General features: G+C 52.1%; 12 protein-coding genes. 4 read left to right on the top strand and 8 right to left on the bottom strand.

Features of this window, described 5'->3' with window-relative positions:
* Positions 1–33: 33 nt before the first annotated feature.
* Entirely contained in the window at positions 34–2,661 is a 2,628-nt protein-coding gene (locus tag RHJ31_RS00060) for a right-handed parallel beta-helix repeat-containing protein (protein WP_302676901.1), read from the top strand.
* On the opposite strand, the gene RHJ31_RS00055 is transcribed toward RHJ31_RS00060, so the two are convergent.
* Positions 2,658–2,924 carry an Asr1405/Asl0597 family protein gene (locus RHJ31_RS00055; RefSeq protein ID WP_302676900.1) on the bottom strand — a complete coding sequence of 89 codons (267 nt, stop codon included), beginning with the start codon at positions 2,922–2,924 and terminating at the stop codon, positions 2,658–2,660. The genes RHJ31_RS00060 and RHJ31_RS00055 overlap by 4 nt on opposite strands.
* A 105-nt stretch (positions 2,925–3,029) precedes the next feature.
* Between RHJ31_RS00055 and RHJ31_RS00050 the strand changes: the two genes are divergently transcribed.
* A complete protein-coding gene (locus RHJ31_RS00050; protein ID WP_302676899.1) occupies positions 3,030–3,560 on the top strand; it encodes a Dps family protein in 531 nt (176 codons plus the stop codon).
* 136 nt (positions 3,561–3,696) lie between these two features.
* On the opposite strand, the gene lipA is transcribed toward RHJ31_RS00050, so the two are convergent.
* The 5 genes from lipA to RHJ31_RS00025 form a co-directional block, all read right to left on the bottom strand.
* Complete coding sequence (lipA, locus tag RHJ31_RS00045; RefSeq protein ID WP_206201546.1) at positions 3,697–4,593, bottom strand: lipoyl synthase; 897 nt, start codon at positions 4,591–4,593, stop codon at positions 3,697–3,699.
* Between the two features lie 2 nt (positions 4,594–4,595).
* Positions 4,596–5,606: a permease gene (locus tag RHJ31_RS00040; protein WP_302676898.1), complete on the bottom strand. Its 1,011-nt coding sequence runs from the start codon at positions 5,604–5,606 to the stop codon at positions 4,596–4,598.
* 10 nt (positions 5,607–5,616) lie between these two features.
* Entirely contained in the window at positions 5,617–6,762 is a 1,146-nt protein-coding gene (locus tag RHJ31_RS00035; RefSeq protein ID WP_206200534.1) for a sugar phosphate nucleotidyltransferase, read from the bottom strand.
* A gap of 167 nt (positions 6,763–6,929) precedes the next feature.
* The gene (locus RHJ31_RS00030; protein ID WP_302676897.1) at positions 6,930–7,634 is read right to left on the bottom strand and encodes a helix-turn-helix domain-containing protein; all 705 of its coding nucleotides are present in this window, start codon (positions 7,632–7,634) and stop codon (positions 6,930–6,932) included.
* 95 nt (positions 7,635–7,729) lie between these two features.
* Positions 7,730–8,764 (bottom strand): PstS family phosphate ABC transporter substrate-binding protein, encoded by a 1,035-nt coding sequence (locus tag RHJ31_RS00025; RefSeq protein ID WP_206200532.1) that lies wholly within the window; start codon positions 8,762–8,764, stop codon positions 7,730–7,732.
* Positions 8,765–8,919: 155 nt separating this feature from the next.
* Between RHJ31_RS00025 and RHJ31_RS00020 the strand changes: the two genes are divergently transcribed.
* Entirely contained in the window at positions 8,920–10,101 is a 1,182-nt protein-coding gene (locus RHJ31_RS00020; RefSeq protein WP_206201545.1) for an aldo/keto reductase, read from the top strand.
* A gap of 100 nt (positions 10,102–10,201) precedes the next feature.
* Positions 10,202–10,591 (top strand): hypothetical protein, encoded by a 390-nt coding sequence (locus RHJ31_RS00015; protein ID WP_206200531.1) that lies wholly within the window; start codon positions 10,202–10,204, stop codon positions 10,589–10,591.
* Here the strand turns inward: RHJ31_RS00015 and ispD are convergent.
* Entirely contained in the window at positions 10,588–11,295 is a 708-nt protein-coding gene (gene ispD, locus RHJ31_RS00010; protein ID WP_206200530.1) for a 2-C-methyl-D-erythritol 4-phosphate cytidylyltransferase, read from the bottom strand. The two genes, RHJ31_RS00015 and ispD, sit on opposite strands and share 4 nt — an antisense overlap.
* A gap of 51 nt (positions 11,296–11,346) precedes the next feature.
* Positions 11,347–12,708, bottom strand: a complete 1,362-nt coding sequence (gene dnaA / locus RHJ31_RS00005) for a chromosomal replication initiator protein DnaA (protein ID WP_206200529.1) — start codon at positions 12,706–12,708, stop codon at positions 11,347–11,349.

The following is a 12,708-nucleotide window of genomic DNA, read 5'->3' as shown; positions in this document are numbered from 1 at the left end:
TGGGGGAAGCTTCTAGGAAGCTGCCTAGTTGGCTTGGGCGTCATTTTAGGATTGAACAATGCAGCCGTTGGCCAGTCATCAGCAGAGGAAATTTTAGGGCCTCGAATCCAGCCCCGTGGAACGATTCGCTTCAATAGTGAAGGCGCTGGTTTTGATAACTACCTCAGTGCAGAAACATTTATTCCGTTCTTTCAACAGCAGGGTGCTAGCGTCGGCTTCTTTGAAGGCAAACTCCTCATGGCCACGCCCAATACAGCCTTGGGGTACAATTTGACCCTTGGCTACCGTGCCCTGACAGGCAATCAGAAATTTGCCCTTGGTGGCTACCTATCCTACGATTTTCGCAACACGGGAGATGCAGGTTTTAACCAGCTTGGGCTTGGTCTGGAACTCTTGGGAGATGTTGATGTCCGTATAAACGGCTATATCCCCCTAGGGACTCGACAAGTGCTCCTCAATCAAGCAGTGGGTTCAATCGGCACCACTCAAAACAATCAGATTCTCCTTGATCGCGATCGCCTTTTCCAAGAAGCGCTGACGGGTTTTGACTTTGAAGTAGGAACCCGATTGGTTCCATTAGGTAAAGACTATCTGCGGGGTTACGCAGGTTTATACTACTACAGCGGTGAGAGTATTGCTGATTTTGTTGGCGTCCGTGCCCGTTTAGCTACCCGCCCTATTGAGTACCTCAGCCTCAGTGCAACAGTGCAAAATGATGATCGCTTTGGCACGAAAGCTTGGTTTGGAATTGGGGTTTCTTTTCCCGGTGTCGCAGGTAGTCGCCGCCGTGCTCCAGAACAGGGTCAAAATGTAGCAGCCCGTCTAGGCGAATCCCCCGAGCGCCTTAGCTTTATTACCGTTGATAACGAACTGGTTCAGGATCAAATTGCAGCAATTAATCCTGCCACAGGTCAACCCTATCGAGTTTTTACAGTTGATACTGGAGCAGGTAGCGCTGCCCGTATTAATGATTTACCCCTTGCTCAAAATGACATTGTCTTGGTTGGTGTTGCCGATACGGATGGCAATACCGCAGGTCAAGGCATTATTAATCTCCAAGATGGAGTTCAACTGCTTTCAGCAACTGTGAATCGACAACTTCCTAGTACACTTGGAACGATTACTATTCCTGCGCTCACACCGATTAACCAACAGCCTATTATAGCTGCCACTATTGTTTTAGCTAAGAATAATACAATTGATGGCTTCAATATTACACCGCCTGCCGGCCAACCTGCGATTATTGGTAATAACGTCAATCCACCGCGTATTCTCAACAATCAAATTACAACCATCAATGCCAACGGCATCAGTATAACGAATAGTACTGGTGTACAAATTACCAATAACCAAATTACGAGTACCAATGGCAGTGGCATCATTTTAGTCAATGCTGAATCCCCTGTGGTTCGCAATAATACCGTTACAATTACGAGCACAACTGCCCCTGCCTTTAACCGCCGTGGCATCAGTATTACTGAAAGCACCAACGCAACGATTGAAAATAACACTGTTAATGGTGGTATTGGTGAGGGAATTGGCCTAGATAATGCCCTTGGAAATGTAACTATTCATGGCAACACGGTCCGTAATGTTGGCCAAACAGCAACAGATACTAACCTCGAAACTAGCATCTTCATTCGCAACAATCGTGGCAACGCCAACATTACCATCGAAGATAACGTGACTGAAAACAACTTGACGCCAGGTAATCGTGTGGATGGAATTGAATTTAACCTCTGCCGTGGCGATAGCTTTGCTGTGGCTGACCGTTTCAGTGACAATCAGTTTGCGAACTGTGCGGCTCCGGCGAGTGCAACTGTTATCGTTCGGAACAATCAGATTCGCAACATTGGTACAGGTACCGACGGCAGTGATGGCATTGACTTCAATATTGGCGATGGTGCCAACCTCACAGCCGTTCTAGAAAATAACGTGGTTAACAATATTTCTGATGCGGGGATGACGTTTGATATTGTCAGCAGTGCGGCTCCAATTGCACCTCCTAGTGCATACATCACAATTCGCAACAATGAGATACGCAACATCCTCAATGATGATGCCATCACGCTGGAGTCCAACAGTGCAGGACAAGTGGTGCTAAACATTGAAAATAATGTAATCCAAAATATTGGCAATGGTAATGACGGCATTGACATTGAGTTCACCACGAATGCTGCCAATCCAACACCGGCACGGGTCAGAATTGTTGGCAATCAGCTTTCTGGTGTCAGCGATCGCGGGATAGAAATCGATACCACTAACAATGCTAGCTTGCAACTTGAGGTTAGCAATAACAGTATCCAAGCAACAGCTGGTGGTGAAGCAGTGCGACTGCGTGCTCAGAATACTTCTCGCCTCAATGCCACAGTCAACAATAACACCCTCACTCAAGGGAATCCTGCCACGCGAAGTTTAGAGCTGCGGGCTGATAATAATGCAACACTGTGTGCAAACGTATTTAGTAACGTCGAAACAAGTGGTGCAGGTTTCCGCTTACGACCCCAGAATGCTCCTGTCATCTTCCGTGTTGTTGATAGGCCGAATCTTAGCCTTAACAACGGTGGAGTTACTATTAGCACAACTGGCGCAGGAACAGTTACCAATATCACGCCTGCCATATTCAGTGCTGCACCACCTGCGGGTTGTACATTCCCCTAGGACTCAGCAGGATTGTGATACTCACTCAAGGTGGTCAAAGAGCACTGCCAACACTGTTCTAGCCAATCGACTAGGGTGTCACGGGGAGCAGACATCTGCCGCACCACTGACCACACCTGTAAGGCAGCTAAGGGGGAGTTGACCTCGACCCTCAGGGGTTGATAGGGAGCATAGTCACAGGGCACCTCTAGATCAATCAACCGTTGGTAGATCGGCCAGCGTAATTGCCACTGAACTGCAATAAGGTGGGGGTTTATAGACATTCAATAAGCACTCCACTATTGAAAATGTACAGAAAGGTAGTTTAGGATCGGGCTGTCAGAGCTAAGTTAGTTAGCTCACTAGTGTCCGCAAAGGAGCATCGTGCTATGACGACCAGTGCATTGCCGCGCCAAGCGTTTGGCGAGATGAAAGATACAGTTGTACTGCTGGAGAAAGCCACCACCACGCCCATCTGTGAGGGGATGAATCGCCTCTTGGCCAGTTTTCAAGCCCTGTATTTGCAGTACCAAAAGCATCATTTTGTGGTTGAGGGGGCAGAATTTTATCCACTGCATCAGTTTTTCCAAGACTGCTATGAACAGGTGCAAGGTCACGTCCATGACTTGGGTGAACGTCTGAATGGTCTGGGGGGCGTGCCTGTGGCCGGTTTTCAACAGTTGGCCACGCTCTGCTGCTTTACCCCTGAACCGGAGGGGGCTTTTAATTGCCGCCAAATGCTCACTAATGATTTGCAGGCCGAACAGGCAATCATTGGTGTTCTGCGGCAACAGGCTACCCAAGCAGAGAGTTTGGGCGATCGCGCCACTGCCTACCTCTATGACCAAATCCTGCTGAAAACGGAGGAGCGTGCCTACCACATTGGTCATTTCTTGGCCAACGACAGCCTGAAGGCGTAGTCTTTCGCAATTTAGGTTAACGAACCTTAATGCAAGATCACGGTTGTCCATAAAACGCCCCCACCCAAGGGGGTTTTTTAATGCAGATTTTTCCTATTGCTTAGCCTAGCTTAGTTGCGATTAAATTGCAATAAATTTATCCGAGGAGGTTTGTTGCAGGACGCTGGCGGGGATACTGTTGCATCAGGGCACGCACCTGCTCGGCGTGGTAGGAACTACGGGTGAGGGGAGAGGAGACCACCTGCAAAAAGCCCATGGATTCGCCAAGCTGCCGCCATGCTTCAAATTGCTCTGGTGGAATAAAAGCCTGCACGGGTAAGTGTTTCGGACTCGGCTGCAGATACTGGCCAATCGTGAGAATGTCGCAGCCCACTTGACGCAGATCCGCCATCACTGCCGCCACTTCCTCAGGGGTTTCTCCCAAACCCACCATCATGCCTGACTTTGAGTAGATCCAAGGGGCGCGATCGCGCACCCGTTGCAGCAGTTCCAGACTGCGCTGATAGTTGCCTTGGGGACGCACCCGCCGATAGAGACGGGGCACGGTTTCGGTGTTGTGGTTCAGCACTTCGGGACTGGCGGCGAGAATTTGATCTAAGGCCTGCCAATTGCCACAGAGATCGGGAATGAGCACTTCAATGGTTGTTTGGGGCGATCGCGCCCGCACAGCCTGAATCGTGGCCACAAACTGAGAGGCACCACCATCAGCCAAGTCATCCCGATTTACCGAGGTAATGACAACATGATTGAGCCGCATTCGCACCACTGCTTCCGCCAGTCGCTGGGGTTCAGTGGCATCCAAGGGCAGTGGCTTTTTCGCAAAATCAATATCGCAGTAAGGACAAGCGCGGGTGCAAGCTGGCCCCATCATTAAAAATGTCGCCGTTCCCTCATGGAAACATTCACCAATATTGGGGCAAGAGGCCTCTTCGCAAACGGTATTGAGGTTTAAGTCCCGCAACAGTTCCTTGACGGAACCGACCCGCTGCCACTGGGGTGCTTTGACCCGTAACCACTCTGGCTTAACAACCACGGCTAACTCCACTGCAAATTCAAAAACAAACAAAGGGAAAACGTCAATTGTGCCACCAACAGAAAGAGGTAAATTAGAGCACGGGGGCGAAAAATCGTCAGCAGTAATCCCAGCCCCTTGAGATCTACCATCGGTCCGAGGACAAGAAAAGCGAGAATTGACCCCGGCGTAAACGTGGCAGCAAAGGCAAGGGCAAAAAAGGCATCAACCGTCGAGCAAATGGAAATCACTGTGCCCAAGATCATCATTGCCACAATCGAGATCACCGGCCCTTGGCCAAGGCTGAGAATGAGTTCGCGGGGAGCCGCCACCTGAATAAGAGTCGCCACTAGGCTACCGAGGACTAAAATTCCCCCCAATTCGCGAAATTCCTGCACCACATTCTCCAGGACTTGGGGCAGACGCTGCTGCCAAGGCATCGTTGCAGTCGGTGGCGCAAGCGTGAGAGTTTCCATGGCAAGGGGTTGGCCGGGGGTTCCCAACAGGTAGGTGCCTGACTGGAGCAAGGCCGGTATAGTGGCTGCTTGAGGCTGGGGACGACGCATGAGACTGGTGACGGTGGGCTGCAAAAAGGGGGTTAGATCCTTTTGGAAACTAAAAACCCAGCCAATAAGGGTGGCGATCGCTAGCGAAAAGAGGACGCGAAAGACGACAATTTCCGGTTGATCACGAAAGGCCGTCCACGTTGCCCAAATCACAATCGGGTTGATTGTCGGTGCTGCCAACAAAAAACCAATGGCCACGGATGTAGGCAGTCCTTGCACCAATAATCGCCGCGCCACCGGCACATTGCCACACTCACACACTGGAAAAAGAAAGCCAATGCAACTGCCGACCAAGGCCCCCAGCAGGGGCGATCGCGGCAAGCGACGAATGAGCGCCTGCTCATCTACAAATAGCAGCAGCGCGCTAGAGAGCAAAATGCCCAGCAGCAGAAACGGCACTGCCTCCACCAGTAGGCTCAGGAAAAGGGTAAAACCGCTTTGCAACTGATTCGCAAATGTTATGGGCATAGAGCCAGTTCTAAGACACAATCTCCTTCAACTCGAGGGGACTCGGCTGAATATCCGTTTGCCGTGAATCGGTAATTAGCCAATCGAGGGCAGCAGCCTTGAGATCAATCGTCGTACCTGTTTTGTCAACACAGTAGCGGCCAAAGACCAGCTTATCCACAAGACGCACATCCGAACCAAGGCGGGAATACTCAAAAATCACACAGTTATCGACGACAGCACCGCTACAAATGTGGCAATTGGGGCCAATCATCGTCGGCCCAATAATCGTTGCCCCATCTTCAATCTTGGTCATGCCGCCAATGTATACAGGGCCTTGAATTGTGACTTTATCCCAGTTGACCGCCACATTCAGCCCGGTATAAATGCCGGGGAACTGCTCATGGCCGGGAATCGAGACATTTTTAATTGTGCCCTCAAGAACGCCGCGCACCGCTTGCCAGTAATCGGGGACTTTACCAATATCAATCCATTCAAAGTCCATTGCTAGGCCATAGAAGGGGGCACCCATTTCCACCAATTTAGGGAACAGCTGGCTGCCAATGTCGTATTCCTGGTTGGAGGGAATGTAGTCGAGAATTTCTGGCTCAAAAATATAAATTCCCGTGTTGATATTGTTGCTCAGGGCTTCTTCAACGCTAGGTTTTTCTTGAAAAGCGATAATGCGATCGCTCTTATCGGTGACGACGACGCCATAGCTAGAGACATCCTCTTTGGGGACTGTTTTCATAATCACGGTAGCGATCGCCCCCTTTTGGCGATGCCAAGCCACCGCTGCCGTCAAATCCAAGTCAATGAGGGCATCCCCACACAGCACCACAAAGGTGTCATCAAAAAAGGGGTGAAAATCTTGAATTCGCTTGATCCCCCCCGCAGAGCCTAGGGCTTTGCCCACGAGTTCGCCATCCTTGATATAGCCCTCAAAGGAGTAGGCAATCTCCACACCAAAGCGTTGGCCATCCTGAAAATAGCTTTCAATTTCGTGGGCTAGGTGACTAACGTTCACCATAATTTCAGTAAACCCATGCTGCCGCAAAAGTTCTACCAAAAACTCCATCACCGGTTTTTGCAAAATTGGGATCATTGGCTTCGGAATGGTGTATGTAATCGGGCGTACCCGCGTGCCTTTTCCAGCCGCCAAGATCATTGCTTTCATATCGGTTTTACCTAATCTACCAACACTGAAAGGGAGACACCTCCACTCGTGATAACAGCCCTTTTCACAAGGTACGCAAGACTCTGGAAAGAGCCAAAGCTATGGTTGATCACTACTCCTTGAGGAACCCCACGTTTTAGAAAAGGGCTGTCCCCCCCTAGCTTACCTCAATCCAGGGCATACACTCGTCCATGGTAGAGCAAGCGGGTAATCCCTTTGGACTGAAGATAGCTGCGCACTTTCCGCAGCATTTCGCCGTCGGGCACCTTAATAACGGTCTTGCGCCACTGGACATCACTGGCCTTATAGAGGCGTTGATTTTGCTGGGAATAGCGTAGAGCCACGGGGCGGCTATCGAAAATGGGTAGGGTACTTTGTTGCGCTTCCTCACTAGAGAGGGCACCTAAACCGCGAAAGGCTTCTAGGGGACGGGTGAGCAGTTCCGCCCGCCGATCCACAACAACATAACAAGGACGGGGCAGCACTGCTTCTGCAAGGGGAATGACCTCCACCGACTGCACCACTTCTACATCGGCGAGATCCGGTAAGGGAATATCCCCCTCAAGTTCCTCGTCATCGTCATCTTCGAGATCGTCATCCTCTGCATCACTGTAGTCATCCTCATCGAGGACAACGGCCTCTGCCGTCTCTACATCTTCTAGATCCTCTTCCTCTGGCATGTCATCCGTTGCAGCCACCGCCAATAGGGGAGCTTCAGGGGCAGCCGCTTCTTCTTCCATTTGTTTGATCACACGCCGAATGGTGTTTTCACTCACACCAAATTCCGCTGCTAGAGCTTTGATCGTTTGTCCGGCGGTGTACTGTTGAAAGACACGCTGGCGTTCGCTGTCACTGAGTCGCTTGTAGGTCATGGATTCAGATTAAGAAGCAGGTGGCCAGATCTATTATCTGGGGTGGCGGTGCCAGAATATTGATTTCAGCCAAAACCCTGTTCAGGGGGCGATCGCTAGCGCAGGCGCACAAATCCTGCCTTTTCAATGGCGGCTTGCCCTTGATCCGTGAGCAAGAGTGCAGCGTAGGCACGTCCTGCTTGGGCATCGAGGCTATTGTCCTCCTTGGTAATGACAAATAGGCGGCGGGTGATGGGATACGTCCCCTCTTGAAATGCACGCTGATTCAGTTGGTTGCGCTCTTGGGGACACTGCTCAGGGGGAACATAGGGGTCTTGATAGGGAGGCACGTACTCATTGGCTTGGCGGCCGAGGGGAAGCGGGTGGATGCTGCACTGACCCACGACCTCCGGCGCAGAGGCATAATAAATACCCCCCAGTGTCGCGGCGACGCGCCGTAGGCCATCGGTGGTATCGCGAACCATGACCACATTGCGACCAAAAGGCTGCTTCCCTAGCACTTCCTGAATAAAGTATTCAACAGTACCACCATCTTCCGGACGGCGAGAGAAGGGGGTAATCTTTTGGTTGGGGCCGCCCACCTGTTGCCAATTGGTTACTTTGCCGGTGTAAATATCCACCACTTGTTGCACCGTCAGTCCGGGAATTTCTAGCCTCGGATTGACAGCGATCGCCAGCCCATCAATGGCAACAGGAATGGCAGTTAATTTAATACCCTGAGCCGCTGCCTTGGCTAGCTCTTCGTCCTTGAGGGGACGGGAAGATTGCGAGAAAGACAGTTGATGATTCAATAACATGCGGATCCCACTGCCCGACCCCGGCGTTCCAGTGGGCGGATCCACATAGCGCAGTTGAAAATTGGGCCAAGCCGCCTGCAGCAGCGGATCCACATCGCGGCGAATGGGTGCCCAAGTGGTGCTACCGCCATAATTAAAAAGACCACTGGGGACATTCTTGACTTGGGTAAACGTGGATTGACCCTTGGTTCCGAGATTGAGACCACCATTGCCAATGATTTCGCCGTTATTGATGAGGCGAAGCACCAGCCCTGCACCAATGCCCAAAAGGCCGAGGGTGGCCAGCAAGGAAAGGAGTAGAGGCAGGAGAGAATTGCTTTTCCCTTGGAACATACAAAATAATTGCTGTCATTTTTTTCCAGCCTAGCCCAAACCAAGGGATGTTGTGGATACTCTCTTCAGTGCCGCTGCCTCAGCCCCTCATGCCCCCGTTAGCGCAGGATCGGGAATTTCGCGACAATGATGAAGAAACGTTTATTGAGTTGACTATGCGCTACCGTCGCTTTGGTCGCACCCAATTACCAATGCCTGTCTTTTCCTGTGGCGGCATGCGCTATCAGTTTTCATGGCAGGATGTCAGCCCGAGTACGATTCCAGAAGAAAATCAACGCAATTTAGAGGCGACGATTTGCCGAGCCGTCGAGCTAGGCATTAATCATATTGAAACCGCCCGCGGCTATGGCACCTCAGAAGTGCAGTTGGGCAAAATTCTGCCGCGGCTGCCTCGCGAAAAGCTGATCGTGCAAACCAAAGTGGGGCCGCGACCCACCGCCAAGGAATTTCGGGCAACCTTGGAAACCTCGCTGCGTAATCTGCGGCTGGACTACATCGATTTGCTGGCGATTCATGGCCTTAATTTGCCAGAGCATCTGGAACAGGTGCTGCGACCGGGGGGATGCCTAGAGGTGGCACGGGACTGGCAAGCGGCAGGAAAGATCCGCTTCATTGGCTTTTCTACCCACGGCAGTCTGGAGGTGATCCGCCGGGCGATCGCCAGCGATGCCTTTGACTACGTCAATCTGCACTGGTACTACATCAATCAGCAGAATTGGCCCGCCATCCTCGATGCCCAAGCGCGGGATATGGGCGTCTTTATCATTAGCCCTGCGGATAAGGGGGGGATGCTCTACAAGCCACCCCAACGCCTAGTGGAACTGTGTGCCCCCTTAAGCCCAATGGTCTTTAACGATTTGTTTTGCCTCTCCCATCCCCAAGTGCATACCCTGAGTGTCGGTGCTGCTCGCCCCAGTGATTTTGATGAGCATCTCAAGGTGCTCGATCTGTTGGATCGGGCCGATGAAATTTTGCCGCCGATCTTGGCGCGACTGGAGCAAGCCGCCATTGAGCGGTTGGGGGAAGACTGGTACCACACTTGGCATCAGGGATTGCCCGACTATCGCCACACCCCCGGTGAGGTGAATATCCCCACCATTCTCTGGCTGTGGAATCTGGTGCAGGCCTACGATTTGCTGGACTATGCGCGGATGCGCTATAACTTGCTTGGCAACGGCGGCCACTGGTTTCCTGGAGCCAATGCAGCCCAAGTCAAGCACTTGGATTTAGACCCCTGTTTGCAAAAGAGTCCCCATCGGCAGAAGATTCCAAGGATTTTGCAGGCAGCCCATGATCTGCTCAGTGGCACGCCGCAGCAGCGATTATCTCAATCTTGAGGATAGGGGGGGTTCCCCCAGCAAATCGCGGACAATTCCCCTAGGCGATCGCTCTAGGTGCCACCGACAATAAAAGTATCAAGGGTAAGAGGTCAACACCATGGATTTCATCTATCACCTCAGCAATGCCAGCCTTACCCTGCGGGTTGTGCAATTCTTGCATGAATACGCCAAGCTACCAATACAGTTTGTTACAGTCATTCATCAAGTGGATGGGTGGGTGATTCGCATTAAAATGCATTCGCCCCTCTCCAACGAACAAGCAGGGAATTTCCGCGCCTTCTTGAACGAATTGGGATTCCCCTACACACCGGGGATTTCGCTGAAAATGGCACTGTGGGCACTGGAAACCGGACAGTCAATGGTGGATGTGATGCGCCGTTATCAAGTGGCGATCGTTTCCCACGGCTACCCCAACTACGATGACATCGAAGCGTTTCGCAAGCAGTTCATTCAAGGCTTGGGCTACTGTCCCGAAACCTTGGCCTAGGGCATCGTGTCCCCTTGGCCTTGCTCCCGGCGATGCTGCAAGATTCGTTCTGCAAGGGGGAGATCGCTGGGAGTGGTGATCTTGAGATTGGTTTCTTCGCCCAAGACAATATGTACGGCATAGCCTAGGCGTTCAAAGAGGGCAGCATCATCTGTAACTTCCCAGCCTTTGACCACCGCCATTTCATGGGCAATACGCAACGGCTCGACGCGAAAGCCTTGGGGAGTTTGAGCGGCCCACAGGGAGTCCCGCTCTGGGGTTTGGACAACAACCCCTTCATGGTTGACGATTTTAATCGTATCTTTGACCGGCACGGCGGCAATGAGTCCGGCATAGGTCTCTAGGGCTTGGGCACAGCGGTTGATCAGATCGGGGGTGGCAAGGCAGCGGGCACCATCGTGGATCAGCACCTGCTCAGCCCTTTCGGGAAGTGCCTGTAACCCATTAAAAACGGAGGCTTGACGGGTCTCACCCCCTTCGATGAGCTGGACGGGCTGCCGTAGGTTCAAGTCCCCAAGGAGTGCTTCCCAAGTGGAAAAATCCTCTGGCTGGCCAATAACGCCAATCCATTCAATCGCTTCCGCAGCAGCCACCGCTGCCAATGTCCATGCCAACAGAGGTTTACCCAAGAGTTGCAAGCGCAGTTTATTGTGGCCTGCCCCCATGCGTTTACCCATGCCGGCGGCGGGAATGAGGATGTGCATTCATACCCCTTTCAAGACTGTTTTTATCTTGGCATAGGAAGGCTCTGCGCACTATGGCTCTGTGGGACGGCTGGCCAAGTTAATGCGATCGCTGAGTTGTCGCAGCAGGCTGCCCATTTCTGGATCGGTACGTTGCAGTTCGGCCACCTTGTCACAGCTATACATGACGGTGGTGTGATCCTTGCCGCCAAACTCTTCACCAATTTTCGGCAGACTCAAGCCCGTGTATTGGCGCATCAGATACATACCCACTTGACGCGCCATGCTAATTTCGCGACGGCGGGAGTTGCCCTTGAGATCACTAATAGACACATTCAGGGCTTCAGAGACCACATTCAGGATCACCTCTGGGGAGGTCTCAATTTTGCGGATGGCTGGACTCAGAACGGGGGCAATATTTTCCACCGTCATCGGCAACCCAGAAATGGAAATGTAGGCCACCGCTCGAATCAGTGCCCCCTCTAGTTCCCGAATATTGGAAGTGTAGCTGGCGGCAATATACTCAATCACATCGCGGGGCAGGCGGATATTTTCGTACTCCGCTTTTTTCTGGAGAATGGCCATGCGGGTTTCCAAGTCCGGGGGTTGAATATCGGCGATCAGCCCCATGGAAAAGCGGGAGCAGAGGCGCTCTTGCAGGCGGGGAATTTGACTGGGGGGGCGATCGCTGGCCAAAACCACCTGCTTACCGGCCTCGTGCAGTGTATTGAAGGTGTGAAAAAACTCCTCTTGGGTGTATTCCTTGCCCTCAATAAATTGAATATCATCCACGAGCATGACATCCACCGCCCGATAGTGCTCGCGAAAGCTCTGCATACTGTCTTTGCGGATGGCGGCAATCAAATCATTCGTAAACTGCTCGGTCGAGACATAGAAAATCTTGGCATTGGGATCAATTTCCAAGCGATAGTGACCGATCGCCTGCATGAGATGGGTCTTGCCCAAGCCAACGCCGCCACAGAGAAAGAGAGGATTAAACTCCCGCCCCGGTGACTCCGCCACTGCCAAGCAGGCCGCATGGGCCATGCGATTATTGGGGCCAACGACATAGCGGGAAAAGACATACTTGGGATTCAGTTCACTGCCGCGATGACGAGCGGGCGGGGTGGTAGCCTCTACTTCAGCACGACTGGTGGGGCGAATGCTGGTGTCATGCTCTGCCCCTTGGGCGATCGCCAGCTCAATCTCCACCGCCTCACCGACAATTTCCCGTGCCACATCGGCAATGGTTTTCAAATAGTACTTTTGCAGCCAATTGCGGGCAAAGGGATTGGGGGTGCAAATCGTCAGGGTCTGGCCATCAAAGGACTGCACCGTTGCTGTCTTAATCCAAGTTTCAAACGTCGGGCGACTGAGCAACAGTTGCAACCGCTCCAAAATTTGGTGCCAGAGATCTTCGGCAGAGCTAATCAC

The organism is Thermosynechococcus sp. JY1331 (assembly GCF_031583475.1).
GTDB lineage: Bacteria > Cyanobacteriota > Cyanobacteriia > Thermosynechococcales > Thermosynechococcaceae > Thermosynechococcus.
The sequence above is the reverse complement of the archived record's forward strand: the minus strand, read 5'-3'. Positions and strand labels throughout refer to the sequence as shown.